This window comes from Kordiimonas marina (genome assembly GCF_023006325.1).
Lineage (GTDB): Bacteria > Pseudomonadota > Alphaproteobacteria > Sphingomonadales > Kordiimonadaceae > Kordiimonas > Kordiimonas marina.
Map to the genome: position 1 here is coordinate 38828 of NZ_JAINDF010000006.1, position 25509 is coordinate 64336.

24 protein-coding genes and 1 tRNA gene are annotated in these 25509 nt (G+C 59.5%); 18 read left to right on the forward strand and 7 right to left on the reverse strand.

From position 1 onward, the window contains the following. Positions 1 to 13 precede the first annotated feature (13 nt). Together K6118_RS13705 and K6118_RS13710 are read left to right on the forward strand one after the other, a co-directional pair. The gene (locus K6118_RS13705; RefSeq protein WP_247121027.1) at positions 14 to 2116 is read left to right on the forward strand and encodes a 3-hydroxyacyl-CoA dehydrogenase NAD-binding domain-containing protein; all 2103 of its coding nucleotides are present in this window, start codon (positions 14 to 16) and stop codon (positions 2114 to 2116) included. 9 nt (positions 2117 to 2125) lie between these two features. Continuing rightward, positions 2126 to 2911: an SDR family NAD(P)-dependent oxidoreductase gene (locus K6118_RS13710; protein WP_247121029.1), complete on the forward strand. Its 786-nt coding sequence runs from the start codon at positions 2126 to 2128 to the stop codon at positions 2909 to 2911. Between the two features lie 84 nt (positions 2912 to 2995). Here the strand turns inward: K6118_RS13710 and K6118_RS13715 are convergent, their stop codons facing one another. Both K6118_RS13715 and K6118_RS13720 read right to left on the reverse strand, forming a co-directional pair. Continuing rightward, complete coding sequence (locus K6118_RS13715; RefSeq protein WP_247121030.1) at positions 2996 to 3448, reverse strand: hypothetical protein; 453 nt, start codon at positions 3446 to 3448, stop codon at positions 2996 to 2998. Between the two features lie 209 nt (positions 3449 to 3657). After that, a complete protein-coding gene (locus K6118_RS13720; protein ID WP_247121032.1) occupies positions 3658 to 5928 on the reverse strand; it encodes a TonB-dependent receptor in 2271 nt (756 codons plus the stop codon). A 380-nt stretch (positions 5929 to 6308) separates the two neighbouring features. Here K6118_RS13720 and sfsA point away from each other — a divergent pair, with 380 nt between their 5' ends. From sfsA to purB, 6 genes are all read left to right on the forward strand, one after another. Next, the gene (gene sfsA, locus K6118_RS13725) at positions 6309 to 7025 is read left to right on the forward strand and encodes a DNA/RNA nuclease SfsA (RefSeq protein WP_247121033.1); all 717 of its coding nucleotides are present in this window, start codon (positions 6309 to 6311) and stop codon (positions 7023 to 7025) included. A gap of 78 nt (positions 7026 to 7103) precedes the next feature. Then, the gene (gene map / locus K6118_RS13730) at positions 7104 to 7934 is read left to right on the forward strand and encodes a type I methionyl aminopeptidase (protein ID WP_247121034.1); all 831 of its coding nucleotides are present in this window, start codon (positions 7104 to 7106) and stop codon (positions 7932 to 7934) included. Positions 7935 to 7950: 16 nt separating this feature from the next. After that, on the forward strand, positions 7951 to 8637 hold the full coding sequence (radC, locus tag K6118_RS13735; protein WP_247121035.1) for a RadC family protein: 687 nt from the start codon (positions 7951 to 7953) through the stop codon (positions 8635 to 8637). A 63-nt stretch (positions 8638 to 8700) separates the two neighbouring features. Continuing rightward, positions 8701 to 9153 (forward strand): NUDIX domain-containing protein, encoded by a 453-nt coding sequence (locus tag K6118_RS13740; RefSeq protein WP_281500813.1) that lies wholly within the window; start codon positions 8701 to 8703, stop codon positions 9151 to 9153. Between the two features lie 5 nt (positions 9154 to 9158). Then, positions 9159 to 9647 (forward strand): CYTH domain-containing protein, encoded by a 489-nt coding sequence (locus K6118_RS13745; protein WP_247121039.1) that lies wholly within the window; start codon positions 9159 to 9161, stop codon positions 9645 to 9647. Positions 9648 to 9772: 125 nt separating this feature from the next. Further along, entirely contained in the window at positions 9773 to 11077 is a 1305-nt protein-coding gene (gene purB / locus K6118_RS13750) for an adenylosuccinate lyase (RefSeq protein WP_247121040.1), read from the forward strand. 77 nt (positions 11078 to 11154) lie between these two features. Here purB and K6118_RS13755 read toward each other — a convergent pair whose 3' ends face one another. From K6118_RS13755 to K6118_RS13765, 3 genes are read right to left on the reverse strand one after another with little or no spacing between them, the layout of a single operon-like run. Beyond that, complete coding sequence (locus tag K6118_RS13755; protein WP_247121041.1) at positions 11155 to 12111, reverse strand: proline iminopeptidase-family hydrolase; 957 nt, start codon at positions 12109 to 12111, stop codon at positions 11155 to 11157. A gap of 11 nt (positions 12112 to 12122) precedes the next feature. Beyond that, a complete protein-coding gene (gene fghA / locus K6118_RS13760) occupies positions 12123 to 12962 on the reverse strand; it encodes an S-formylglutathione hydrolase (protein ID WP_247121042.1) in 840 nt (279 codons plus the stop codon). Beyond that, positions 12962 to 14065, reverse strand: a complete 1104-nt coding sequence (locus K6118_RS13765; protein ID WP_247121043.1) for an S-(hydroxymethyl)glutathione dehydrogenase/class III alcohol dehydrogenase — start codon at positions 14063 to 14065, stop codon at positions 12962 to 12964. The genes fghA and K6118_RS13765 overlap by 1 nt, the downstream gene beginning before the upstream one ends. A gap of 125 nt (positions 14066 to 14190) precedes the next feature. Between K6118_RS13765 and K6118_RS13770 the strand changes: the two genes are divergently transcribed. Both K6118_RS13770 and K6118_RS13775 read left to right on the forward strand, forming a co-directional pair. Further along, positions 14191 to 14958: a competence/damage-inducible protein A gene (locus K6118_RS13770; protein ID WP_247121045.1), complete on the forward strand. Its 768-nt coding sequence runs from the start codon at positions 14191 to 14193 to the stop codon at positions 14956 to 14958. Positions 14959 to 15045: 87 nt separating this feature from the next. Then, a tRNA-Leu gene (locus tag K6118_RS13775) sits at positions 15046 to 15131 on the forward strand. Positions 15132 to 15230: 99 nt separating this feature from the next. Here the strand turns inward: K6118_RS13775 and K6118_RS13780 are convergent. Continuing rightward, on the reverse strand, positions 15231 to 15803 hold the full coding sequence (locus K6118_RS13780; protein ID WP_247121046.1) for a YdeI/OmpD-associated family protein: 573 nt from the start codon (positions 15801 to 15803) through the stop codon (positions 15231 to 15233). Positions 15804 to 15976: 173 nt separating this feature from the next. Here K6118_RS13780 and K6118_RS13785 point away from each other — a divergent pair, with 173 nt between their 5' ends. The 3 genes from K6118_RS13785 to K6118_RS13795 all read left to right on the forward strand — a co-directional run bounded on the left by K6118_RS13785 (position 15977) and on the right by K6118_RS13795 (position 17664). After that, on the forward strand, positions 15977 to 16531 hold the full coding sequence (locus K6118_RS13785) for a YdeI/OmpD-associated family protein (protein WP_247121047.1): 555 nt from the start codon (positions 15977 to 15979) through the stop codon (positions 16529 to 16531). Positions 16532 to 16538: 7 nt separating this feature from the next. After that, positions 16539 to 17111, forward strand: a complete 573-nt coding sequence (locus K6118_RS13790) for a uracil-DNA glycosylase family protein (protein ID WP_247121049.1) — start codon at positions 16539 to 16541, stop codon at positions 17109 to 17111. 73 nt (positions 17112 to 17184) lie between these two features. Further along, the gene (locus K6118_RS13795) at positions 17185 to 17664 is read left to right on the forward strand and encodes a hypothetical protein (RefSeq protein WP_247121050.1); all 480 of its coding nucleotides are present in this window, start codon (positions 17185 to 17187) and stop codon (positions 17662 to 17664) included. A 94-nt stretch (positions 17665 to 17758) separates the two neighbouring features. Here the strand turns inward: K6118_RS13795 and K6118_RS13800 are convergent, their stop codons facing one another. Next, positions 17759 to 18223 (reverse strand): S24 family peptidase, encoded by a 465-nt coding sequence (locus K6118_RS13800; protein ID WP_247121052.1) that lies wholly within the window; start codon positions 18221 to 18223, stop codon positions 17759 to 17761. Positions 18224 to 18504: 281 nt separating this feature from the next. Here K6118_RS13800 and K6118_RS13805 point away from each other — a divergent pair, with 281 nt between their 5' ends. The 5 genes from K6118_RS13805 to K6118_RS13825 all read left to right on the forward strand — a co-directional run bounded on the left by K6118_RS13805 (position 18505) and on the right by K6118_RS13825 (position 25458). Then, positions 18505 to 20145, forward strand: a complete 1641-nt coding sequence (locus K6118_RS13805; protein WP_247121053.1) for an EAL domain-containing protein — start codon at positions 18505 to 18507, stop codon at positions 20143 to 20145. A gap of 285 nt (positions 20146 to 20430) precedes the next feature. Then, on the forward strand, positions 20431 to 22548 hold the full coding sequence (gene flgK, locus K6118_RS13810; RefSeq protein WP_247121055.1) for a flagellar hook-associated protein FlgK: 2118 nt from the start codon (positions 20431 to 20433) through the stop codon (positions 22546 to 22548). A gap of 12 nt (positions 22549 to 22560) precedes the next feature. After that, positions 22561 to 23484, forward strand: a complete 924-nt coding sequence (locus K6118_RS13815) for a flagellin N-terminal helical domain-containing protein (protein ID WP_247121057.1) — start codon at positions 22561 to 22563, stop codon at positions 23482 to 23484. 106 nt (positions 23485 to 23590) lie between these two features. Next, positions 23591 to 24094 carry a flavin reductase family protein gene (locus K6118_RS13820; protein WP_247121058.1) on the forward strand — a complete coding sequence of 168 codons (504 nt, stop codon included), beginning with the start codon at positions 23591 to 23593 and terminating at the stop codon, positions 24092 to 24094. A gap of 248 nt (positions 24095 to 24342) precedes the next feature. After that, positions 24343 to 25458 carry a DUF2336 domain-containing protein gene (locus K6118_RS13825; RefSeq protein WP_247121060.1) on the forward strand — a complete coding sequence of 372 codons (1116 nt, stop codon included), beginning with the start codon at positions 24343 to 24345 and terminating at the stop codon, positions 25456 to 25458. Positions 25459 to 25509 lie beyond the last annotated feature (51 nt).

A 25509-nucleotide genomic window follows, 5' to 3' on the forward strand; every position in this document is an offset into this window, starting at 1 on the left:
TTTTAGGGGAATTATGATGGAAACAGTTACCAGGGAAATGCGCGGCGCGGTCGCCCTCATCACGGTCGATAACCCGCCGGTCAATGCCTTGTCGCATTCGGTGCGGCAGGGGCTCAAGACCCAGATGGAGGAGTTGGCTGCCGACGATAGCGTCAAGGCCATCGTCGTCGCTTGCGCGGGCCGCACCTTTATCGCGGGCGCCGACATCCGCGAATTCGGCCAGGCGCCGAAGGAGCCGGGGCTGATCGAGGTTGTGAACCAGATCGAAGCGATGGAGAAGCCTATTGTGGCGGCGATCCACGGCACCGCGCTTGGCGGCGGGCTTGAGGTTGCGCTCGGCTGTCACTACCGCGTGGCTGTGCCGACCGCCAAGGTTGGCCTGCCGGAAGTCAAGCTCGGCATCTTGCCGGGCGCGGGCGGGACCCAGCGCCTGCCGCGTATTGCCGGGGCCAAAAACGCGCTCGATGCCATCGTCTCCGGCCGTCATGTCAGCGCCAAGGAAGCGCTGGACTGGGGCGTGATCGATGAGATCGTCGATGGTGACCTTGTTCATGCCGCCATCGCCTTCGCCGAAGGGGCGATCGAAAAAGGTGTGCGCCGTACCGGTGAGATGACGGTTGATGCTTCGGAAGCCAGCCCTGAGATGTTCGCGGCTTTCCGTAAATCCATCGCGCGCCAGACCCGCGGCTATTTCGCGCCGGAACGCTGCATCCAGTGTGTTGAGGCGGCGGTTAAGCTGCCGCTCGCCGAGGGCCTCAAGCGTGAGCGCGAGCTGTTCATGGAATGCTTCACCAACCCGCAGGCCAAGGCGCTGCAGCATATGTTCTTCGCCGAGCGGCAGGTCAGCCGTATCCCCGGCATCACCAAGGAAACCCCGCGGCGCGAGATTGGGCGCGTCGGTATCCTGGGCGCAGGCACCATGGGCGGCGGTATCGCGATGAACTTCGTCAATGCCGGTATCCCGGTGACCATCCTCGAAGTGCAGCAGGAAGCGCTGGACCGCGGCCTCAAGGTGGTGCGCGGCAACTATGAGCGCACGGCCTCCAAAGGCAAGCTGACCATGGAACAGGTTGAGGAACGCATGGGCCTTTTCACGCCCACCCTGTCCTATGACGACCTCGCGGACTGCGACCTGATCATCGAAGCCGTGTTCGAGAAGATGGAAATCAAGAAGGAAGTGTTCACCAAGCTGGATGCTGTCGCCAAACCGGGCGCCATCCTCGCCAGCAACACCTCCTACCTGGACATCGACGAGATCGCGGCCTGCACCAGGCGTCCGGCCGATGTGCTGGGGCTGCATTTCTTCTCGCCCGCCAATGTGATGCGGCTGCTGGAGATCGTCCGCGCCGGCAAAACCGCGCTCGATGTGCTCGCCACCTGTGTCGACCTCGCCAAAACCATCAAGAAGGTCGGCGTGGTCGCGGGTGTATGCCACGGCTTTATCGGCAACCGGATGCTGTCACCCTACGGCCGCGAAGCGGCTCTGTGCGTGATCGAAGGCGCGCGGCCTGAGGAAGTGGATGCCGCCCTCTATAATTTCGGGATGCCGATGGGGCCGATGACCATGTCCGACATGGCTGGCCTTGATATCGGCTATTTCAACCGTCAGGGCATGGGCCGCGAGAATTATGAGACCAAGGCCTATGACTGGATGGACACGCTGGTGGAAGCGGGCCGCAAGGGCCTGAAGGTCGGCGCCGGTATTTATGCTTACGAGCCGGGCGACCGCACGCCGAAGCCGGACCCTGAGGTGATGAAAATCATCGAGGCGGCCAGTGCAAAGGCTGGCATCGAGCGCAAATCCAAGACCCCGGAAGAGATTGTCGAACGCTGCATGATGGCGCTGATCAACGAAGGCGCCAAAATCCTCGGCGAAGGCATTGCCTACCGGGCCAGCGACATCGATGTGGTTTACGCCAACGGCTATGGCTACCCGCCGTACCGGGGTGGGCCGATGCATTATGCCGACAGTTTGGGGCTGAAGAATGTTTATGCCAAGATCGTCGAATATGGGGAGAAGTTCGGTCCGCGCTGGTGGAAACCGGCCCCGCTTCTCAAGGAACTCGCGGAAGCTGGCAAAAGCTTTGCCGACTATGACCGCGAAAACGCAAGCTAGGATATCATCATGAGTGCAGACTATTTGAATGGCCTGTTCGGCCTTGAGGGCAAGGTGGCGCTGGTCGCTGGTGCTTCATCCGGTATCGGTGCCGAATTCGCCCGTGCGCTCGCGCGGGCTGGGGCCGATGTCGTCCTCGGCGCCCGCCGGGTGGACCGTATCCAGAAGCTTGCCGATGATATCGCCCAGGAAACCGGCCAGCGCACGCTTGCTGTCAAGATGGATGTGACGGACATGGACAGTGTCGAGGCCGCCTTCAATGAAGCGACGGCCAAGCTCGGCACACCTTCGATCGTATGCAACAACGCCGGTCTCGCGCGCCCCAACTGGGCGCTTGAGGACACGGACGAGGATTGGGATGTCACCATGGACACCAACCTCAAAGGCATGTGGCGCGTGGCGAAGGCCGCGGCCAGCCAGATGATCGAACAGGGCCTGAAGGGCTCCATCATCAATACCGCCTCGATCCTCGGCCTGGGGGTTGCGCCGCAGCAGCTTACCTATGCCACCAGTAAGGCCGCCGTTGTGCAGATGACCAAGTCGATGGCGATCGAATGGCAGCGCTTCGGTGTGCGGGTAAATGCCATCTGCCCGGGCTATTTCGTCACTGAAATCAACGATACCTTCCTGGCCAGTGAACTGGGCCAGCGCTTGCTGAAGCAGTCGCCCGCCAAACGGGCAGGGGAATTGCCGGAGCTGGTGCCCGCCATGCTGATGCTGGCGTCCCCGGCAAGCAGCTTTACCACGGGCGTGGCCCTGCCGGTCGATGGCGCGCATTCTGTCCGGTTGATCTAGCCCGCGGTCCGCAAGGAAAGTCCTAAAAACAGAAACCGCCGTGTCCTCATCGGATGCGGCGGTTTTTTCTGTGGCGTAAGGCTGTTACTTGGTGCGCTTGTACCCAAATTTGGTCATGAACTCGGCGAGCGTAACGTTCGTTTTGGCTATCCGAACCTGCCCTGACAGCATTCCACAATTGCGGGTCTGTATCTTGTCGATGGAGATTTCCTGAGGCACATCAACCAGGATTTTACGTGCCTGTCCCTCTTTTTTCTCCCCAAAGGCTGCTTCGAGCGCAGCCCTGTGTTGTGCGGATACCGGCTGTGTTGCTTCGCAGGTATTTTCATCGAACGGCAGGGCAAACTGGTCTTCGACTACAATATGGGTATGGCAGGGAAAGGTTTGATCCTTGTCGCTGGTAAGGCGCACGATAAGGCCGAAGTCCCGATAGATGCCGATGACGGTTCCTTCCTCGGCATTTACGGCAGAACTTACGCTTAAGCTGGAGCCTGCTGCGATCAACATCGGCAAGAGAACGTTCTTCAGAATTGTCATGCGGCCATCCCCATTCGTGCCTTTTCAAAACTTACTCTGCTCAGAACTTCGGTCAGTATACACTAAAACTTCAACTGTAGGACAATTATTACTCGTTTTTAGGGTGTGGTCATGTGTCGCGCAAGGTGGGGCGGTATGTGAGCATTTAAGGCAAAGAAAAACGGGGGCATAAGGCCCCCGTTTCAGTTTTTCCGTCTTGAAACGGTATCTTAGAAGTGTGCTGCGACCGAGACGCCGATGATGCGCGGATCGTTTACGTACCCCGTGAGGTTGTCGAAGTCGATCGCACCCTTGAGGTTGGCTTCGTTCGTCAGGTTGCGGGCAAAGGCTGCAACTTCGTACTTGCCGTCATCCCAGCGGTAACCTACGCGCAGGCCGCCTTCGAAGGTGGTGCCGGTGCGGAATTCAGCCGACTGATACAGGAACAGGTTGGTCTTGCCCTGGAAAGCCCAGTCGGTGAAGGCGAAGAACTCGTTGCCGCCCTCGGTCGGAATCGTGTATTCGGCGGTGAAGTTCAGGGTCCACAGCGGTGCCTGCGGCAGCGGGTTGCCGTTTACCGAAGCACGGAGTGCGCCGTTCGCATAGTTCGGGTTGTTCGGGTTCGAGATCCGGCGGCCGTCCGGCAGGATGCTGGCGATCGGGTCAAGTACCGTACAGATGGAACCACCAAAGTTGCCACAAGGGTTGACGTAGAGGCCCTTGTCCATCAGCTCCGTGTGGTTATAGGAGAAGCCGGCGGTCATGCGCAGGTTCTCGGTTGCCAGATATTCGAGGTCCGTCTCGAAACCATAGCCGACAGCGCGGGCCGCGTTCACGAGCTGGATGAAGTTGCCGGAACCACCAACAGCGCTCAGCTGGATATTTTTCATATCCCAATAGAAGGCGGCGCCATTCCAGCGCAGGCGCTTGTCCATCAGCTCGGCCTTGAAACCGGCTTCATAGGATGTCACGGTTTCCGACTTGGCAGTTGACGGCGAACCGCCGAAGGCAACGTCGCGACCCTGAATGGTCGGGGCCCGGAAGGCCGTTGCAACGCGGGCATAGATCGAGGTGTCGTCATCCAGCGTGTGGTTGATCGAAACGTCCCAGTTGAGTTTGTCGCCAGCGAGCTGAACCTTGTCGATGCTGGTATCGGACGCGCCGGAGTAGCCGGTGAGGGTCTTGCTGTCGTCCGTGTAACGCAGGCCCACAGTGATGGTGGTGTCGGCGCTCAGATCATAGGCAGCCTGACCGAAGACGGCCCAGGTGGTGTTGCTGTGCGTCAGGATTGACGGATCCAGGAAGATAGGATCGGTCACAACATCCATCTTCGAATTGAAGAGGAAGAAGCCGAACTGGGTGAAGAGTTTGTCAGTCAGGTTACCCGACGCGCGCAGTTCTTCGGTATATTGGTCGAGATAGTTGAGACCGCCCATGGAGGTCGACTGGAACGGAATGAAGCCCGGGCCGGTCGGGTTGCCGCCATCGATATCGCCAAGGCTGTAGCCGTTGGTGGTCTCGTAAGCGGAGATCGAGGTCAGGGTGAAACCGTTTTCCAGGTGATAGTTCATATTCAGCGACGTGCCCCAGCCGTCATAGGACTGCGGGTTGTTGTGCGTATCGCCGTAATAAACTTTGCGCCAGTCGAAGTTGTCGTTCAGCTGGTTGCTGCCCTTGGTGAGGATGTTGGCGCGGAACAGCGCCGACGTACCGTCAAGCGAGCGGATGTGGAAGTTTGCGAGAGCATCAAACTTGTCGTTCGGCTTATAAAGCAACTGAACACGGGCAGCCGCTTCGACGAAGCCGCCCATGGCGTTTTTCACGCCGGTATAGGCATTGTCGACATAGTCGTTGCGGCGGGTATAAAGGCCCGATACGCGAACGGCCAGTTTGTCACCGAGCGGGGAGCCGTAAGCGGCTTCAACCGACGAGGTGCCATAAGAACCGTAGCTTGCGTTCACATAGCCGTTGGCCGGGTCATCGAGGCTCGGCTTGCGGGAGGTGAATTTAATGATACCGGCCGGGGTGTTGCGGCCGAACAGGGTGCCCTGCGGGCCACGCAGCACTTCGACGCGGTCGATATCGAAAAGCGGGGAGCTTTTAAGAACCACGTTTTCCAGAACCACGTCGTCCATGACGATGGAGACCGGCTGGGAAGCGGCGAGGTCGAAGTCGGTGTTGCCGAGACCGCGGAGGTAGAAGCGCGGGGCAATGCGGCCGTTCGACGATTCAGCGTTCAGGCCCGGAATGCGGGACGACAGCAGGCGGATGTCCGAACCGCCGGCAGCGAAGTCGGTATATTTGTCGCCTTTAAGAGCGGTCACCGAAATCGGTACGTCCTTCAGGCTCTGAACCCGTTTCTGCGCGGTAACGACGATCTCTTCAAGGGCGAGATCTTTCTTGCCGTTCTTGGCGTCTTGGGCGTGGGCAGCAAGCGACAGCACCAGCACGGAAGAGCCGGCGGCAAGGCGCGCAACATTGTTGACCCAGGTTTTTTTCATGGTTGGTTCCCCGTATGGAAGTATGAACTTCTTGTAAGCTATTTGGAAAAACGCCAAGGATCCGGCAGAATAAATTCTGGCCGCCTCCTTGTTTATAAAGAGCGTCCAGAGCGTCAGTGTGCATAGTTACCCGGCGAAGGCGACAGTTTTCCGCAATCTATTGCAAGAGAATCTGGACTGTTTGGTCAAACTGTTGCGGTTTAGCAACTCTTGCGTGGAGCTATACCATTAGTTTAGATATCTTTTTATTATATTATAAGGGGTTATCTGCTTTTCCCCTTTTTCGCCATTCTACTCGTAGCTATTGGGGGCGCAGGTGTTGCCCGGTTGGGGGCGCTGTGCCATACCCCGGTGGGAATGCGTGTGACGGGAGCAAAACCATGAAATTTGCAACGCCTTTGCAGGCCGGACAGTTGATCAAACGCTACAAGCGCTTCCTGGCCGACGTGCGGCTGCCGGACGGCAGCGTGGTCACCGCCCACTGCGCCAATTCGGGCTCCATGCTCGGCTGTGACGCGCCGGAAAGCCCGGTGTGGCTATCGGCCAATACCAACCCGAAGGCCAAACTGGACTGGCGCTGGGAAATGGTCGATGTGGACGGGTATCTGGTCGGCATCAACACCAGCCACCCGAACCGGATCGTGGCGGATGCGGTTGAGGACGGCACGATTGCCGAGCTTCAGGGCTATGAAAGCCTCAGGCGCGAGGTGAAATACGGTAAGAACAGCCGCATCGATATCCTGCTGGAAGGCAGTTCGGACGGCGGGCCGGACCTCTGTTATGTCGAGGTCAAGAACGTGACGCTGAAAGTGGGGGATGAGGCCCAGTTCCCGGATGCTGTAACCGCGCGCGGCACCAAACATCTGAGCGAACTGATGGACATGGTGGCGGAAGGCCACCGGGCGGTGATGCTGTTCCTGGTCCAGCGTGGGGACTGTACGCAATTCCGCCCCGCGGCCCATATTGACCCCGTTTATGCGGAAACTTTGTCACGTGCGGCGGCGGCAGGCGTTGAAATCTTATGCTATAGGTGTGATTTGTCACCGGAGGAGATTGCTGTTAAAGGCACCCTTCCCATTGCCCTTGAGGGGGCTTAAGATAGAAAACCGCTTGTCCTGCCGGTTCCCTGGCTGGGCGGGTGGTCAGTTATTCGACCGCAATTTTGGAAACAAGCGATGAATTATGTAGATGCCCTCAATGTTCCTGAGACCCGTACGGGTGCCATCAAAATCCATGGCCCCGAGGCTTTTGAGGGTATGCGCGCGGCGGGCCGCCTGGCGGCCGAGCTTCTGGACCATGTGACCCCCTTTGTCAAAGCAGGCGTCACCACCGAAGAGCTGGACCAGATTTGCGAGGATTATACCCAGGCGCACGGCGCCGTTTCGGCACCGCTCAATTACCGCGGGTTCCCGAAATCCATCTGTACCTCGGTGAACCATGTTATCTGCCACGGCATTCCGGGGCCGAAAAAGCTGAAGAACGGTGATGCGCTCAATATCGATGTCACCGTCATCCTCGACGGTTGGTACGGTGACACCAGCCGCATGTTCTTCATCGGCGAACCCAAGCTTCTGCCGCGCCGCCTGTGCGAGGTGACCTATGATGCGCTCTGGAAGGGCATCGAGCAGGTGAAACCGGGCGCACACCTCGGCGATATCGGCCATGCGATCCAGACCTATGTGGAAGCCAACCGCTTTTCGGTGGTGCGCGATTTCTGCGGCCACGGCATCGGCCGCGTGTTCCATGATGAGCCGAGCGTGATGCATTTCGGCAAGCCCGGTACCGGGCCTGAGTTGAAGCCGGGCATGTTCTTCACCATCGAACCGATGGTCAACGCCGGTAAGCCGGGTGCCAAGGTGCTGGCCGACGGCTGGACCGCGGTCACCCGCGACAAAAGTCTGTCGATGCAGTTCGAACATACGCTCGCGGTTACCGAAGACGGCTATGAGATTTTCACCCGGTCGCCCAAGGGCTGGGACAAGCCACCCTACAATATTTCGGAATAAGGAGCCTGCCGCCTAGATGGGGGACGCGGACAAGGATCTGGTGAAAGGCCATCGGTCTCGGCTTCGGGAACGCTTCCTCAAGGGCGGCGCCGAAGCGCTTGCCGATTATGAGCTTCTGGAGCTGATCCTGTGCCTTGCGATCCCACGGCGGGATGTTAAGCCGCTCGCCAAGGGGCTTATCCGCCAGTTCGGGTCTTATGCCGCAGTATTGAGCGCGGAGCCCCGGGACCTTGGCGCCTTTCCCGGACTTGGCGATACGGCTGTCGTGGCGATCAAATCGGTGCAGGCTTCGGCGCTTCATCTGGCGCGCGCGGAGGTGCATGACAGGCCGGTGCTGTCCAACTGGGCGGCGGTCACGGCCTATTTGCAGGGCGTGATGGCGAACCGGAGCCGCGAACAGGTGCGGCTGATGTTCCTGGACCGTAAAAACGCGCTTGTCGCCGACGAGGTTTTGAGCGACGGTACCATCGACCAGGCACCGGTTTACCCGCGTGAAGTGGTGAAACGGGCGCTGGAGTTGAATGCCAGCGCGCTCATCCTGGTTCACAATCATCCGTCCGGCGACCCGACGCCAAGCCAGGCGGACATCACCATGACCCGGACGCTCGCCGATGCTTGCGGGCGGTTGGGGATCAAGGTTCACGACCATATTGTGGTCGGCACGTCGGGGCAGGTCAGCTTCCGTGAACAGGGGCTTCTCTGACCTGCGGACCCAGAGATTAAGCGTGGGCCGACCCTTAAGGTGTGGGCCCCGAAGGATAGTTTGATGTATTGGCAGCAAGTAGGCTCAGCCAGGGAAACTCTTGAAAATCTGCCGACTTCGGCAAAGCTCGTCCTCATGTCGGCGGATTCCAAAGCGCTCATTATGCGCAAAACCAGCGGCGTGTTCGACCTGCCGGGCGGCAAGGTGGAAACGGGCGAGGACCTGTTCGATGCCCTCAAGCGTGAGGTCAAGGAAGAGGTCGGCCTGAAGGCCAAGAAGTTCGAGTTCGTTTCCTCCTGGGTCAAGCATAACCCTGAAATAGGCGACAGGCTGGTGATCGTCTTCAGCTGCCAGCTCAAGAAGCTTGCCAAGGACATCAAGATCACCCTGTCCGAAGAACATACCTGGGCCGAATTCAAGGGTCCGCGGAAAACCTTCCTGAACGATGACATCCCACCGGGCTATGCCAACGCGCTGTCCATCTGTTTCGCGCGGCACCCCAAACTGAAAGATTAGCGAACGTGCTGGAAATCGAGCGCAAGTTTCTGGTTCATGGCCCGGGGCTTTCGCTCCCGAAGCACCATAAGAAATTAGAGCAGGGATATCTGATGCGGATGGAGGGACGCTCGCTTCGCGTCCGGCGCATTGAGAATAAATATATCCTCACGCTCAAGATCGGCACCAGCAAGGTGCGCGAGGAAATCGAAACCCGGCTTGACCGCCAGGACGGCAAAACGCTTCTTGCCCAGGCGCTGGAGGCGCCGATCAAGAAAAAGCGCTACCATGTAAAAATCGGCGGCAAGACCTGGGATGTCGATGTGTTCGGCGGTGAGAACGAAGGCCTTATCCTCGCGGAAATCGAGCTGAAGCATGAGGACGAGGATTTCGAGCGCCCCAAATGGCTGGGACGGGAAGTCACCGGCGACCGGCGCTTCCACAATAGCCAGCTTGCCGTGAATCCCATTTCGGCGTGGCGCAAGGATTTCGACAAGATGCTCAAAAAGTCCTGACCGCACGCCTGTCGTGCACCTTGTGCAGGGCTGGCCTGCGGTCATCGGCGCTTGCGCAAACCCCGGCTTTCGGCTATCAGGGCGGCGAAAAGACGCCTATCGCCAACTCTTAGGAGCCTCGCCCGATGATCCCACGTTATACCCGCCCCGAAATGGCTGCCATCTGGTCGCCGGAATCCAAATTCCGCATCTGGTACGAGATCGAGGCGCACGCCTGCGACGCTCAGGCCGAGCTGGGCGTTATCCCCAAGGAAGCCGCCAAGGCCGTTTGGGAACGGGGTCAGTGGGAAATCGACCGCATCGACGAGATCGAGCGGGAAGTGAAGCACGACGTTATCGCCTTCCTGACCAACCTGGCGGAATATGTCGGCCCCGAAGCCCGCTTCGTCCACCAGGGCATGACCTCCTCGGACGTTCTGGACACCTGCTTCAACGTGCAGCTCGTCAAGGCGGCTGACCTCCTTATCAAGGACCTTGAGGAGCTTCTGGTGGTCCTGAAGCGCCGGGCGGAAGAGCATAAATACACCATCTGCATCGGCCGCAGCCACGGCATCCACGCTGAGCCGGTCACCTTCGGTCTCAAGATGGCGCAGGCCTATGCCGAATTCGACCGCTGCCTTAAGCGCATGAAAGATGCCCGCAAGGAAGTGGCGACCTGTGCGATCTCGGGCGCTGTCGGCACCTTCGCCAACATCGACCCCTATGTTGAGGAACATGTGGCCGCGAAGCTGGGCCTGGAGGTCGAGCCGGTTTCGACCCAGGTTATCCCGCGGGACCGTCACGCCATGTATTTCGCTGTGCTGGCCGTGATCGCCAGCTGCATGGAGCGCCTGGCCATCGAAGTCCGTCACCTGCAGCGCACCGAAGTTCTGGAAGCCGAGGAGTTTTTCTCCAAAGGCCAGAAGGGCTCCAGCGCCATGCCGCACAAGCGTAACCCGATCCTGAGCGAAAACCTCACGGGGCAGGCGCGTTATGTCCGTTCCATGTGCATCCCGGCGATGGAAAACGTCGCCCTGTGGCACGAGCGCGACATCAGCCATTCGTCGGTTGAGCGTTACATCGGCCCGGACGCCACCGTGGCGCTCGACTTCTCGCTCGCCCGCCTTGCCGGCATGATGGACAAGCTGGTCGTCTACCCTGAAAACATGCTGGATAACATGAACAAGCTGGGCGGCCTGCCGAACAGCCAGCGCGTGATGCTGGCGCTGACCCAAGCCGGTGTCAGCCGCGAGGACGCCTACCGCCTGGTGCAGGCCAACGCCATGAAGGTTTGGGAAAGCCGTGGTGCCCTCCACCTTCTCGACCTCCTGAAGGCCGATGAGAAGGTGACGAGCAAGGTGCCGGAAGCCGAGCTCAATGAGCTTTTCAACATGGACTACCACACCAAGCATGTGGACACGATCTTCCGCCGGGTCTTCGGCGACGCCTAAGGCTTAGGCATCCTGATAGCAAAACGGCCCGGGGAGCAATCCGCCGGGCCGTTTTCTTTTGTATGCTGTCAGGGTGCCTATTGTGCGGTGAGCGCCTTATGCAGGAAGGCGCGCACGGTGCTGATATAAAGCGCTTCATTGTCGCCCATGGTGGCGTGGCCCGCGTTCGGGACGATGAAGACCTGTGAGCCCTTGATCATGCCTGCGTATTTCTTGCAGCTCTTGGGCGCTGCTTCATCATACTGGCCGCAGATCATCAGGGTCGGCTCCTTGATGACATGCAGGCGCGGGCTGATGTCATAATCCTTCAGCGTGCCGGGCGCGAAAAACTCGCTCGGGCCCCACATATATTTATACATCACCGGGTTCCACTTCGGCCCTTCGGCTTTGTAGTGATCCAGCGGGCAGGGCTTGGTGCGGCACATATGCTGGTCGTAGAACTTGTCTTCTGCCGCACGGTATTCCGGCGTGTCGGTGGTTCCGTTGGCTTCGTGGGTGCGGATGGTGTCCGCCACGTCTTTCGGCAGAAGATCGATCCAGTGCTGGTTATCCTTCAGCCACTGGTGCGTGGAAATCAGCGGACTCGACAGGATCGCAGCCTCCAGCCCCTTGGGGTTGCGGGTGGCATATTCAGCCGCCAGCGTGCCGCCCCAGCTGTGGCCCGCGATGACGACCTTCTTCAGCTTCAGCGCCTTCCTTATGCTATCGATCTCGCTGACGAAATGCTTCACGGTCCAGCGGCTTTTGTCATTCGGATGGTCCGAATTGCCGGTATCCAGCTGGTCATAGAGGATGACGGGGTACTCGTTCGCGAGCGCCACATAGGGCATGTTGCTGCGGTGCGTGCCGCCCGGCCCACCATGCATGACGATGATAGCCGGTTTCTTGTGCAGGAATTTGCTGCCGTTCATACGGTACCAGATGCGGCCGCCATCGACCTTGATGTAGCCGGCGATTTCCGGGTCCTGGTGCGCGGTGGCGGGCAGGGTGATGAAGCAGAAGACTGCGAAGGTCAGGGCAAACAGGCGTTTCATGTGCGGTGTCCTCAGGCCAGCAGTTCGGCATGGTGCCGAAGGTGGTCTTCCATGAAGGTGGCGATGAAGAAATAGCTATGGTCATAGCCTGGGTGGCGCCTGAGCATCAGCTTCTGGCCGACTTCCGTCGCGACTTCTTCAAGGAGCTTGGGTTTGAGCTGGTTGTCCACGAACGGGTCAGCCAGGCCCTGGTCCACCAGGATGGTGGTTTCCACCGGGCCATGGGCACGCAGCAGCGCACAGGCGTCATGGGCTGCATGGGCTGCCGTGTCGTCGCCCAGGTAACCGGGCAGTGCCTTCTGGCCCCACGGGCAATTCAGCGGCGAGACAATGGGCGCGAAGGCGGAGACCGAGCGGTAGGTGCCCCGGTTCCGAAGGAACAGCGTCAGCGCGCCGTGCCCGCCCATGGAATGGCCGGTGATGCCCTGGCGCGCCATGTCCGCCGGGAACCGTGCGGCGATAAGCGCGGGCAGTTCCTCGGCCACATAGCTGTACATGCGGAAATTCTTGGCCCAGGGCTCGACCGTGGCGTCGACATAAAAGCCCGCGCCCTGGCCGAAATCCCACTCCGGAACGTCCGGCACATCGTCGCCGCGGGGGCTGGTGTCCGGGCAGACGATCATCAGGCCAAGCTCAGCCGCCACGCGCTGGAAGCCTGCCTTGACCGTGGCGTTGTCTTCCGTGCAGGTGAGGCCGGACAGGTACCACAGCACCGGCACGTTGCCGTCCTCGCCCGCGGGAGGTGTGAAGACCGAAAAGCGCATCGGGCAGCCGGTCACGTCGCTTTCATGCCGGTAATAGCCCTGCGTGCCGCCGAAGCTGGTGGTCTCGCTGATCGTCTCAAAGGTCATCAGTAAATCACCACGCTGCGGATGCTTTCGCCCGCGTGCATCAGGTGGAAGGCGTGGTTGATGTCCTCGAGCGGCATGGTGTGGGTGATCAGGTCATCGATGTTGATCTTGCCGTTCATGTACCATTCGACGATCTTGGGCACGTCCGTCCGGCCGCGCGCGCCGCCGAAGGCCGAGCCGCGCCACACGCGCCCAGTCACCAGTTGGAACGGCCGGGTGGAGATTTCCTGGCCAGCACCGGCAACGCCGATGATGATGCTTTCACCCCAGCCCTTGTGGCAGCATTCCAGCGCCTGACGCATGGTGTTCACGTTGCCGATACATTCGAAGCTATAGTCCGCGCCGCCGTTCGTGAGGTCGGCGATTGCTTCCATCACGTCGGTTTCCTTGGGGTTGATGAAATGGGTCATGCCGAACTTGCGGCCCATCTCTTCACGCGCGCCGTTGATATCCACGCCGATGATCTTGTCGGCGCCGACCATGCGCGCGCCCTGGATGACATTGAGGCCGATACCGCCAAGACCGAACACCACCACGTTGGAGCCCGGCTCCACCTTGGCGTCGAACACCACGGCGCCGACGCCGGTGGTGACACCGCAGCCGATGTAGCAGATCTTGTCGAACGGCGCATCCGGCCGGACTTTTGCGAGCGCGATTTCCGGCAGCACGGTGTAGTTGGAGAAGGTCGAGCAGCCCATATAATGCAGGATCGGCTTGCCATCCAATGAGAAGCGGCTGGTGCCGTCCGGCATCAGGCCTTGGCCTTGGGTCGAGCGGATCGACTGGCACAGGTTGGTTTTGGGGTGGAGGCAATAATCGCACTCCCGGCACTCGGGCGTATAAAGCGGGATCACATGGTCGCCCGGCTTCAGGCTGGTGACACCTTCGCCGACCTCGAGGACGACGCCCGCGCCTTCGTGGCCGAGAATCGCCGGAAACGCGCCTTCCGGGTCATCGCCACTGAGGGTGAAGGCGTCGGTGTGGCAGACGCCTGTGGCCTTGATCTCCACAAGCACTTCACCGGGCTGCGGGCCCTGAAGGTCAACGGTTTCAATGCTGAGCGGCTGGCCTGCGGCCCAGGCGACGGCGGCGCGAGTTTTCATGGGGTGTCCCCTTTATGTGATGCTTGTGAATTTCCCTGAATGTACTAAAACCGGAACAGGCTCGGGAGCGCAAGCCCCCGTAGGCCACTTCACGGAAAAAAGACCGGACAAGACGGGAAACCACCATGACAGCAGCCAGCAACCAGGACGTCAGCGCCAGCCTCGTGATCATCGGCGACGAGATTCTTTCGGGCCGCACGAAGGACGCCAACCTATCCTACCTGGCGCTGTGGCTGAATGAGGCGGGCATCCAGCTGCATGAGGTCCGCGTGGTGCCGGATGTGGAGGCGGAGATCGTCGGCGCCGTCAATGCGCTCCGGGCTAAATACGACTATGTCTTCACCACCGGGGGCATCGGCCCGACCCATGATGACATCACGGTCGACAGCATCGCCGCCGCCTTCGGTGTGCCGGTGATCGTCCACCCCGAAGCCTACGCCCAGATGGAAGCCTATTTCGGTGCGGAGAATTTCACCCCGGCGCGCCAGCGCATGGCACGGGTGCCCGAAGGCGCGGAGCTGATCCCCAACCCGGTGTCCATCGCGCCTGGCATCCGCATCGAGAATGTCTTCATCATGGCCGGGGTCCCGAAGATCATGCAGGCGATGCTGGAAGGCATCCGCGGTGTCCTCAGGACCGGCCGCAAGGTCTGGACCCAGGCGCTGACGATCCATGCGCCTGAAAGCAAGATCGCGGGTGGCCTTGGTGCCATCCAGGAGGCGCATGCAGAAACCTCGATCGGCAGCTACCCCTTCTCGCGCGAAGGCCGTTATGGCGCGCAGATCGTTGTCAGGAGCCCGGAAGAGGGCGCTGTCACGGCCGCCATCACCGAGATTGCGCAATTCTGCGCCCGCGAAGGCTTTGAGACCAGCGGCCTCAGCGCGCTCGAGTAACACGAGGCTGCAAATTGGCATTGTAAGCGCGCGCATGGCTGGTCTATAAACCGCTGGTCTTGCTACCGAATGACTGACGTTCCGGATGCGCCCGTGGCGAAATTGGTAGACGCAAGAGACTTAAAATCTCTCGACCTTTGGTCGTGCCGGTTCGAGCCCGGCCGGGCGCACCACTTTCTCATCCTGAATGTTTCAGGTCTTCTGACTATCCAAACCATTAAAGATTATCCGGCGACGTACCGCATGCTTGAAAGGGGCGCCCGGCGTACCGGCTAGTGTAGCTTCTTCCCGGCTTTCAAAAGCTCCAGCAACTGTGTCTTGCGCCGCTGGCGTGTTTCCGGCTTTTTTGCCGTCTGCAGCCGCCAGGCGATGGAATAGGTATTCGCCTTGTTTAGCGTCTTGAAAAACGCATAGGCTGTTTCATCTTCCTTGAGTTCCGTGATGAAATCTTCCGGAACTTCCATGGTGCTCGCCGCGTCGTATGCGCTGTCCCAGCGGCCATCCTTCTTGGCGGCTTCCACTTCCGCCAGTCCGGCTGGCGTCATGCGGTGTTCTTTTACGAGGCGTTCGACATGCTCACGATTCCGTTTTGACCAAACGCTCTTCGGTCTGCGTGGGGTGAATTTTTGTAGCCACGATTCATCGTCGTACTTGGCTTTTTGTCCATCGATCCAGCCAAAACAGAGCGCTTCATCGAGCGCTTCGGCATAGCTCACCGTCTCCGTGTTGGTGTGTTTCTTGAAGATTCGCACCCAAATACCGGCCGATGCCGCATGATGCTTCGTCAGCCATTGACGCCACGCTGCTGCGGTCTTGAAGGTTTCGGTGGGATAGTTATCAGTCATGTCCGGGTGTTCCAAAAAGAAAGGCGTTCCACAGATATTTACTGCTACATTTTCTGAGCAAGCTGTCCAGATATCAATCTGAGCTTATGGTTTTTTCGCGTACCGATTGTGCTATCGTGCCGTAAGAAGCCGGTGGGTACGAAATCACACCGGCCATAGGACAGGAGGACATTATGGCTGGCATATGCTTCACGGCTGATCTTGTCGAAATTGGCTCCCAGACACTTATCCGCATCCCGAAGCTGGAGAGCGAGAAGCTGCCGTCGCGCGGCATGGTCATGGCGGAAGGCAGTTTCGCGGGTGTTGATACCGTCATGCCGCTGGAGCCGGACGGCGAGGGCAGCCACTGGTTCCGGGTCGAAGACACCCTGCGCGCCAAGGCTGGCGTCGCGGTGAGGGATACGATTGCTCTCAGCCTCAGGCCGGTCAAGGACTGGCCGGAGCCCGAAACGCCTGAGGACCTGATCGCCGCTTTCACCTCGGCGCCCGATGCCCATGCCGTGTGGCTGGATATCACGCCGATGGCGCGCTGGGACTGGATCAGATGGATGCGAGCCACCAATAGCGCCAAAACCCGCCAGGGCCGGATCGACAAGATGATGTCAATGCTGACGGGCGGCAAGCGCCGGCCCTGCTGTTTCAACCGCAGCCTCTGTACCGACGTCTCGGTGTCGCACAGGGGCATCCTGCTGGACCCGGACGGGCATGATGCCGTCGGCGCAGCCTAGCAAAACCATGCCGGACCTCCTGGCACGGGTTCGGACCTGCCACGCCTGTGCCGGTCTGCCGCTCGGGCCGAAGCCGATCCTGCAGGCGGATAGCCACGCCAAAATCCTGATCGCCGGGCAGGCGCCGGGGAAGCGCGCGCATGAACGAGGGCTGCCATTTGACGACCCTTCGGGTGACAGGCTCCGGTCATGGCTCGGCGTAAGCCGGGACGCCTTCTATGACCCGCATAAATTCGCGATCCTGCCCATGGGCTTCTGCTTTCCCGGCACCGGCAAGGGCGGAGACCTGCCACCACGGCCGGAATGCGCGCCTTTGTGGCGGCAGACACTGCTGGATGCCATGCCGCAAATCCGGCTGACACTGGTGATCGGGGCCTATGCCCAGGCGTGGCATTTGGGCGCGCAGCGCGGACGGACACTCACAGAAACCGTAGGGGATTGGCGCGCCTTCTGGCCAGATGTTATCCCGCTGCCGCACCCAAGTCCCAGGAACCAGCGCTGGTTCAAGGCCAACCCGTTTTTTGCCGCTGATCTAGTGCCTGTGCTGCAAGCACGAGTTTTGGAACTTACATCTAATTGACAACTATTGAGAGAAAAATAACATCCTTTATAATCGGTACGTCACGCACATAACTCTGTGAGAGGAGGTGGCGATGCCGACGACAGATGAATTCCTGGAAGACACGATCATTACGACCTTGAAGGATATGGGCATGTGGTCCGCGGAGGCTGAAAAGCTCCTGATGATGACCGCGGCTCATGAAAGTGGCGGCCTGAAATATGATGTGCAGATGGGTGGCGGACCCGCGCGTTCCTACTACCAGATCGAGCCCAATACGCTGCAGGACCTGTATGACAATTACCTCGCTTACAGGCCCGAACTCCAAGCCAAGCTGGATAAATATATGCCGCCGGGCAACCCGCCGCTTGATGAGGCACTTCTCGACGTTACCTATGCTACTGCGGCGGCGCGGCTCATTTACTACCGAAAGCCCGCAAGTATTCCGGCGGTGGACGATGAAGACGGCCTTGCCAACTATTGGAAGCAATATTGGAATACGGCCCAGGGGGCCGGCACGGTTGAGCAGTTTCTGGATGATTGGGAGCGCTATAAGCCTGCGGCGTATGCCTGACCCCACAGCATATACCGGCCTTAGGGCGGGGATGGGGTAGGGCCGCACCGAACGGCGGCCCCTGGTCCCTTGAAAGGGTTGGTCAATAAGGCTTTCAGCCGTCCAGGCTGCCGATGACCAGCATGACCCGGAGGATGTCAGCGCGGGGAATCCGGATTTCTTCTGCCGGGTTATATTGCTGCAGGACCAGCGTGTCGCCGTCCCAGCGGTCAAACTGTTTGATGAAGCCCCGGTGCCCCTGCGTTTCCACGAGCACATAGCGCCCGCGTCGCGGTGTCTTGCTGGGGTGGACATAGGCCAGGTCCTTGTCCTTGTATTTCGGCACCATGGAATTGCCGGTGACATATACTGCGAAGGCGTCCCGGACGCCCTGGAGGTCAGCGGGCCTGAAGGTCCAGTCGATTGCGCCGTCTTCTATCACGATGTTGCCATCACTCCCACCTTGGGCACGGCCGAGCACGGGAAGGTCACGGCGGCCGCCGAACAATGTACTGTTGGCCGGTCTGGAACGGAAACTCCGGGTGGCCTTGATCTCTATGCTTGCTTCTGTTCGCGACAAAAGTGTGGCTCTGGTGTGGTGTAGGGAAGGCGGGGCATCGCTTTGGCCAAGGTGCCTGTCGGTTGGAAGGGGGTGGAATTCAGGTGGTTTTGCCATACTCGTTCTCCTTTTGTTCTATTATGCAGATTGGCCGACCAGAATAAAGCGTAAAAGTTGTTATTTGGAAATTTCATGGCGGTAAAACCTGCCCGGCTGCGTGTTGCGGTTGTTGCGCCCCGCTGGGCGGCCTGATACGCTCACCTTCACGCTGAGGGGCGGCTTGTATTTTTCTGAAAGAGACCATGGACGACAGGGCTTTGATCGATACGCACCGGTTATCAGGGCTGTTATCCGCTGTGGCGCCGGTTGCTTTGGAAATAGACCCGGATGACAAGGTCCTTTGGCTGCAGGGGGATCCTGCGCCGTTTCTCTCCGTCCCGGCCGAGTCCATTTCCACCCAGCGTTTTAGTGACCTTATTGATCCCACGGATATGCCGATCTGGCGGCTTCTGCGCCACCGGATGCGCCGTGCCGACAAGGCGGGTCCGGTTCCGCTGCATCTGATTCTGGATGGCACCAAGGCGGTTGCCGAGGTTCATGCCGTGCGCGTGGCGGAAGCCCCTGCGGGGACCCTGCTTCTGGCCCTCAGTCCATACCATGGTGTCTTGTCGATGGGGGATAGGCGTCGGCCTGCCTCAAGCCTGGGCCGGCAGTTCGCGCAGGAAGATTTTGCCACCCTTGCCAAACGGTTGGAGGCTTATGCCAAGACCAGCGGTATCAATGCTGCGGAAGCCCTGATCAAATTGGCAGGGCTCGATGGCGGGCGCAAGGGGGAGGCGGATGCCCAGCTTTTCGCGCTTTACCGGCTGTTGCATGATGCGGCTTCTGAAGCGGCGGCGGAGACTGAGGGCATGGAAAAACAAGCCCAGGCGCCGGTCGGGACGGACCGTCAGGGGCTGGAGTGGGCCTCCAAAGGCGCATCCCCCACCGACGTGCAGAAAGCCGTGCGCGGCGCTTATGTGCGGGGCTCGCGCGAAACCAATTATGTCACCGTTGCGGGGGAAGATGGTATTTCGGAAGCCGAAGCGGTGAAGGCGGCGGTCTATGCCATGAAGAAGGCGGCCGGGAAGGGCAACCCCCATACGATGGAGGCGCTGACCGGCGGCTATGAAAAACGGCTCGATACGGTCAAGGGCCAGCTGCGGGTCTTCAAACGCATCGTGATGCAGGAGCAGTTCCATATTGCCCTGCAGCCGATTGTCGATATTGAGACCGGGGCCTTGCATCATTTCGAAGCGCTCGCCCGTTTCGATGAGCAGCATTTTAAAGGTACGCCGTTCGAGTTCATGCGCTTCGCTGAAGATATCGGCGTGATCCATGAATTCGACCTGGCCATGACCCAGAAGGTGGTGTCGCTGATCAAGCGTCTGCGCCGGATCGGCTACCGGATTGGGGCCGCGGTCAATATCTCGGGCCATTCTATCCAGTCACCGGCGTTTCTCCGGCATTTTTTCGGCATGCTGGAGGATTGCAGCGATATCCGCGATCATCTGATGTTCGAGTTGACGGAATCGAGCCAGATCGACGACCTGGAGGCCACCAACCGCGTCCTGCGCCGCATCCGGGATTTCGGTCATAAGGTCAGCCTGGATGACTTCGGCGCGGGGGCGGCTGGGCTCCAGTATCTCCGGGTTCTCAAGGTGGATTACGTAAAGATCGATGGCGTTTATATCCGCAAGGGTATCGAAAACCCGCAAAACCGCTCCTTCCTGCGCTCGATGGCCGATCTGTGTACCGGCCTCGGTATCGAAACGGTCGGCGAATGCGTTGAGAATGAAGAACAGCGCGACTTCCTGAAGGAAATCGGTGTCAAATATGCCCAGGGCTGGCTGTATGGCAAGCCTGTGCTGGTTGAGGACCTCCTCCAGGTCCTGGAACAATAGACTGCTGCTATCGTAGGCTTCCTCTCCCCAAGATTCATCCATATGTGACGGCCTGGTCCATGGCTTGGCACGCCCTTTGCTTATTTTAGGCTGAGTAGACGCCCCGAAAATGGGTGCCGAACAGAATAAGCAAGGCGAAGAATTGCACTAAGCATATGGCAGAAAAGACAAAAAATAGAATTCTGAACGCAGCGGTCCGCCCGGTAAGGGTGTCCCTGTCGGTTGCTTTTGCCGGTGTTTGCCCTGGTGAGGCGGCACATGTTGCCGTGATGGAGGAGTGGGTCTATGTCATCGCTCAATAACATTATCTCCACGTCGCTCAGCGGCCTGTTCGCCAACCAGTCGGCCATGCGGGTGACGTCCAACAACATTGCCAACGTCAATACCGAGAACTACGCCCGCCAGCGCGTGCAGATGCAGTCGAATGTCCTGCAGGGCGAATCCATGGGGGTCAGCGTCACCGATGTGCAGCGGGTGGTCGACTCGTTCCTGGAAACGGCGCTCAGGACTGCCAGTTCCAACACGGAAGAATATTCCATTCAGCGCGAGTTCCATGACCGCCTTCAGGGTATTCTGGGTGACCCGTCGTCCAAAAGTTCACTGTCCTCGCGGCTGGACAGCGTGTTCCAGACCGTCGGCCAAATGACCACCAGCCCGGCTGATGTGCTTCTGCGCCAACAGACCCTGTCCGACCTCAACAGTTTCATGGGGCAGATGGACCAGTTCCAGACCTCGATCCAGAGCCTGCGCGGCGATGCCAGCCAGCAGGTGTCGGAGACGGTCAAGCAGGTCAATAAAGACCTGCAGCGGATTTACGAGTTGAACCCGCTCCTGATTAAACAGCATGTCACCGGCGGTGAAACAGGTGGTCTTGAAGGCCAGCTTGCTGAGACGCTGGCGGACCTGTCCAAATATATGGATATCAAAGTCAAGCGCGGCGATGATGGCAGCGTTGCCGTTTCCACCGGTTCCGGCCTGCCGCTTGTGGATACACAGCTGAGCCAGCTGTCCTATGACGCGCCGGGCGTGGTCGATTCAAGCACCGTGTTCCCGCTGGTTGAGGTATCCCGTGTTGACCCGACGACTTTGGCGCCGACGTCCAGCCCGAAGGATGCTTCCTCATACATTCAGTCCGGCAAGCTGGCTGGGCTGATCGATATGCGTGACAACCAGCTGACCAACCTTGCCCTGTCACTGGGTGAGCTTGCGGCCAATGTCGCCGACCAGTTCAATGAAGTTCAAAACAAATTTTCCTCGGTTCCGGCGCCCAGCAGCCTGACCGGCAAGACGACGCTGGTAAACGGTGCCGACCCGACCAATTTCACCGGCAAGGTGACCTTCGCCGTAACTGACAGCAGCAATAAGCTTGTTGCCTCCACCACGGTTGATTTCGACACCGCGCCACCCGCGAACTTCAATGCGCTTATCGCCCAGGTGAATGCGGGCCTTGGCGGTGCCGGGACGCTCAGCCTCACCAACGGTGTGATGTCCTTGAAGGCAGCGTCTGCAAGCAATGGCGTCGTCATCGCGGATGACCCCACGGCCCCGAGCCAGCGTGCGGGCCGCGGTTTCTCGCACTTCTTCGGGATGAACGACCTGGTGACCGCGGACGCGACCGGCATCTATGAGACCGGTATCAGCGGCACCGAAGCCCATAATATGACCGCGGGCCAGAGCATGGCGTTCCGGGTGACCGATGGCAGCGGCCGTTCGCTCGGCACCGTGACGGTTCCGGTAACGGGCACCACCTATAATGACATGGTCACCGAGCTCAATAGCGTGACCGGCCTCGGCGCCTATTTCAACTTCTCGCTCGATGCCAAGGGCAAGCTTACCTATACGCCGAACAGCAGCCATGACGGCGCCAAGCTGGAACTTGTGAGCGACACCACCAAGATCGGCTCCACGAACCTGAGCTTCTCGCATGCTTTCGGCCTTGGCGACGCCTATCATGTCAAGGCCGCCAGCAAAATGGCCGTGCGCGCCGACATTGTCGAAAACCCGAACCTGATGTCCTCGGCGTCCCTGAACCTGACCGGTGTCGTGGGGGATGTGGTGCTGACCGACGGGGAGCAGGGCGGCGCACTGGCGTTCCAGGAAATCCAGAACAAGCTGGTGAACTTCTCATCCGCCGGGGACCTGAAACTCGCGAAGCTGACCTTGCCCCAATATGTTGCCCGCTTCCTCGGCAACGCCGGGCAGCAGGCGAAACGGGCCCAGAACCTGGAAGATGACAACAAGGCGCTCCAGACCGAGATTGCCCAGCGCAACTCGGACGTGTCCGGCGTGAATATGGACGAAGAGCTCGCCAACCTGGTCGTCTACCAAAATGCTTACGGGGCCGCAGCCCGTGTTCTTTCCACCGTGCAGCAGCTGTATGACACGCTGCTGAGGGCAGTCTAAGGAGGCAGCGTTATGAGCCGTGTTTCCAGCTTTGGCCAACAGCAGGTCCTGATCACCTCGATCATGCAGAACCAGCAGCGCGTGTTCGATGCGCAGCGTCAGATATCGACCGGCAAAAAGAGCGAAGACTATGCCGGGCTCGGGGGCGATACCGGAACGGCGCTTGGGGCGCGCTCCTTTAAGTCAAGGGTGGATACCTATCAGGCGACGATCGCGACCGTGCGCGGCAAGCTCAACGCCAACGACGTACAGGTCGGCGGCATGATCGATGCCATGAGCAAGCTGAAGGAAACGATCCAGACCACGCTGGCCAACAACCAGGCGGAAGGGGTTTCGGACGTCCTGAACCAAAGCTTCAACTTCATGGTCAGCGCCCTCAATACCAACTATGACGGCACGTATCTGTTCTCGGGCGCCAAGACCGGGACCAAGCCTGTGAATGTGACAAGCCTGCAGCAGTTGGCGGCTCTGCCAGCCACGGGTGACGCCTTCGATAACGGTAAGACCCCGATGAAAGCGAAGATCGCTGACGGTGTCGACCTCCAGTTTGGTCTTCTGGCAAGTGATGTCGGGCAGGGGGCGTTCGACCAGATGCTCTCGCTCTATAATTATGATCAGGGCGCCAACGGGCCGTTCAATGGCAAGCTGACGGATGCCCAGCGCACTTTCCTGCAGGGGAAGGTCTCCGCGATGAGTACCGCCATCGAAAATATGCGCCAGTATCAGGTGAAAAATGGTCTCGCCAACGACCGGGTCGATGTTGTCGATCAGCAGCATACCGATACCTCGGTATTCCTGCAGAGCTTCATTTCCGATATCGAGGACGTCAACGTCGCCGAGGCGGTCAGCCGGCTCAATAACGACCAGACGGCGCTTGAGGCTTCCTACAAAACCATCGGGTCGCTGTCGCAGCTCACGCTTCTCAAATTCCTCTAGGCCGTGCCCGCGCTTAGGTCCCGGGTGTGGACACGCCGCGCGTGTTCGCCATTGCATTTTGGCGGGCCATGGCTAGATTGGGACTCCATTAGCCGGGGAATGTCGAATGCCGATTACGTCCGATGAATTTTGCCAGGCCATGCGCCGCCTTGGGGGTGCCGTCAATATCGTGACGGCGGCCGATGGCGATGTATGGGCGGGGCTGACCGCAACCGCGGTGACGTCGCTGTCCGCAGAACCGCCCAAGCTTCTCGCCTGCATCAACCGTCAGGGGCTGACCTATGAGACCCTCTCACATGGCCGGGTGATGGGGGTGAATGTGCTCGGGGTTTCCCACAAGGAACTGGCGATGCGGTTCGCCGGGCTTGACGGCGTTGAGGAGACGGACCGGTTCAACGATGCTGGCCTGTGGACAACGGCCCACACAGGCGCGCCGCTTCTCAAAAGCGCGCTGGTCAGCTTTGATTGCAGCGTCGAAAGCATTCTGGATGCTGGCAGCCACGGCATCGTTATCGGCAATATCGAGGCCGTGCGCATGGAAGGCGAGGCAATCGCCGACCCGCTTTGCTATCTTGACGGCAAATGGATGACGCTGGCGCCGCTGGACTGATTTGCCCGCCTTTTCGCTGCGCCGGGTCGCATTTGGCTCATTTTTTCAAAAAAAATCACATAATCGAATCGCTATATGTTGACTCTGCGAATCATTGTGATTCGATATATAGTGGTTTTACAGGGTTTTAGCGGACATCCGGTGGGGTGCTGAAACCTAAGGTGTTGATTCCTATTCAGGATTCTATATCCTTGTGAAAAATTAGCAGAAATAGGGGTGTCGGCCCTGGGGCTGGAAGACAAGTGTCGGTGAGCAAAGAACTCGAACAGTTGCTACTGTTGGCAAAGAGCAAGTCATCTGAGGCGCGTGCCCGGCTGGCGCAGAATATTACTGACCTTTTTCTGTCGGATGATGGCCGTCTGAGCGAGCATGAGCGGGCGCTGATGTCGGATATTCTCGGCAAACTCGTCGGGCAGGTGGAACGCGATATCCGGCGTGAGCTTTCGAAAGCACTGGCGACATCAGGCGTGGAACTCCCGGATATCGTCAAGATGCTGGCGAACGACGAGATCGAGATCGCCCGGCCGCTTCTGGAGAAAAGCATGCTCCTCAAGGACCCTGACCTTATTGAAATCATTCGGATGCGCACGGACGAGCACCGCATGGCCATCGCCATGCGCGAAGACGTGTCCGAGCCGGTGTCGAACGCGCTGATGGAATATGGCGGTGAGGATGTGCTTGAAACGCTCCTCAACAACCACGACGCCCAGATCTCCAAGCGCGCCATGGAATATATGGTGGCGGAATCGCGCCGGGTGGACCGGTTCCAGGAACCGCTTCTGCGCCGGGCCGACCTGCCGGGCGACTTGGCCTACCGCATGTATTGGTGGGTGTCCGCCGCGCTTCGGAAGCGCATCCTGCAGGATTATAAGGTGGACCCGCTTCTGTTCGAACAGGCGGTCAAGCGTGCCGCCAATGTAGCGATGGTGGAGCAGGGCGAGGAACAGAGCGCCTACGTCCGTGCCCAGAAGCTGGTGCGGCGCATGGCCGAAAACGGTGAGCTGACGGTCCAGTTTCTCCTGAATGCGCTTAGGCAGCAGCGGGTGGCGGTGTTTGTCGCCGGTGTGGCCGAACTTGCGGGTATCAATTTCAAGACCGCGTGGCGCATCTTCTCGGACAAGGGCGGCGAAAGCTTCGCGGTGCTTGCGAAGGCGATCGGCGTCGACCGGAACCAGTTTACCAGTATTTACCTGCTTGTTGTGCAGGCGCGCGAGGGCGGCGCGGTAAAATCGCCCGGTGTATTGAAGGATATTTTGGCGCTTTTCGATCAGACGTCGGAAGCAAATGCCAAAGGGGCGCTTCAGGTGTGGCAACGGGACAGCGCCTACCAGGAAGCGATAGAAGAATTGGATAAGGTGAGCTAGGGCTTGGGAATAATGGCCCTTCGGCCGCCTACCTGCTCGGGGGAGAGAACA

Excerpts from the sequence above, each read along its gene's own strand:
- K6118_RS13705 (WP_247121027.1), top strand. The coding sequence starts at position 14 with ATGATGGAAACAGTTACCAGGGAAATGCGCGGCGCGGTCGCCCTCATC.
- K6118_RS13710 (WP_247121029.1), top strand. The coding sequence starts at position 2,126 with ATGAGTGCAGACTATTTGAATGGCCTGTTCGGCCTTGAGGGCAAGGTG.
- K6118_RS13715 (WP_247121030.1), bottom strand. The coding sequence starts at position 3,448 with ATGACAATTCTGAAGAACGTTCTCTTGCCGATGTTGATCGCAGCAGGC.
- K6118_RS13720 (WP_247121032.1), bottom strand. The coding sequence starts at position 5,928 with ATGAAAAAAACCTGGGTCAACAATGTTGCGCGCCTTGCCGCCGGCTCT.
- sfsA (WP_247121033.1), top strand. The coding sequence starts at position 6,309 with ATGAAATTTGCAACGCCTTTGCAGGCCGGACAGTTGATCAAACGCTAC.
- map (WP_247121034.1), top strand. The coding sequence starts at position 7,104 with ATGAATTATGTAGATGCCCTCAATGTTCCTGAGACCCGTACGGGTGCC.
- radC (WP_247121035.1), top strand. The coding sequence starts at position 7,951 with ATGGGGGACGCGGACAAGGATCTGGTGAAAGGCCATCGGTCTCGGCTT.
- K6118_RS13740 (WP_281500813.1), top strand. The coding sequence starts at position 8,701 with ATGTATTGGCAGCAAGTAGGCTCAGCCAGGGAAACTCTTGAAAATCTG.
- purB (WP_247121040.1), top strand. The coding sequence starts at position 9,773 with ATGATCCCACGTTATACCCGCCCCGAAATGGCTGCCATCTGGTCGCCG.
- K6118_RS13755 (WP_247121041.1), bottom strand. The coding sequence starts at position 12,111 with ATGAAACGCCTGTTTGCCCTGACCTTCGCAGTCTTCTGCTTCATCACC.
- fghA (WP_247121042.1), bottom strand. The coding sequence starts at position 12,962 with ATGACCTTTGAGACGATCAGCGAGACCACCAGCTTCGGCGGCACGCAG.
- K6118_RS13765 (WP_247121043.1), bottom strand. The coding sequence starts at position 14,065 with ATGAAAACTCGCGCCGCCGTCGCCTGGGCCGCAGGCCAGCCGCTCAGC.
- K6118_RS13770 (WP_247121045.1), top strand. The coding sequence starts at position 14,191 with ATGACAGCAGCCAGCAACCAGGACGTCAGCGCCAGCCTCGTGATCATC.
- K6118_RS13780 (WP_247121046.1), bottom strand. The coding sequence starts at position 15,803 with ATGACTGATAACTATCCCACCGAAACCTTCAAGACCGCAGCAGCGTGG.
- K6118_RS13785 (WP_247121047.1), top strand. The coding sequence starts at position 15,977 with ATGGCTGGCATATGCTTCACGGCTGATCTTGTCGAAATTGGCTCCCAG.
- K6118_RS13790 (WP_247121049.1), top strand. The coding sequence starts at position 16,539 with ATGCCGGACCTCCTGGCACGGGTTCGGACCTGCCACGCCTGTGCCGGT.
- K6118_RS13795 (WP_247121050.1), top strand. The coding sequence starts at position 17,185 with ATGCCGACGACAGATGAATTCCTGGAAGACACGATCATTACGACCTTG.
- K6118_RS13805 (WP_247121053.1), top strand. The coding sequence starts at position 18,505 with ATGGACGACAGGGCTTTGATCGATACGCACCGGTTATCAGGGCTGTTA.
- flgK (WP_247121055.1), top strand. The coding sequence starts at position 20,431 with ATGTCATCGCTCAATAACATTATCTCCACGTCGCTCAGCGGCCTGTTC.
- K6118_RS13815 (WP_247121057.1), top strand. The coding sequence starts at position 22,561 with ATGAGCCGTGTTTCCAGCTTTGGCCAACAGCAGGTCCTGATCACCTCG.
- K6118_RS13820 (WP_247121058.1), top strand. The coding sequence starts at position 23,591 with ATGCCGATTACGTCCGATGAATTTTGCCAGGCCATGCGCCGCCTTGGG.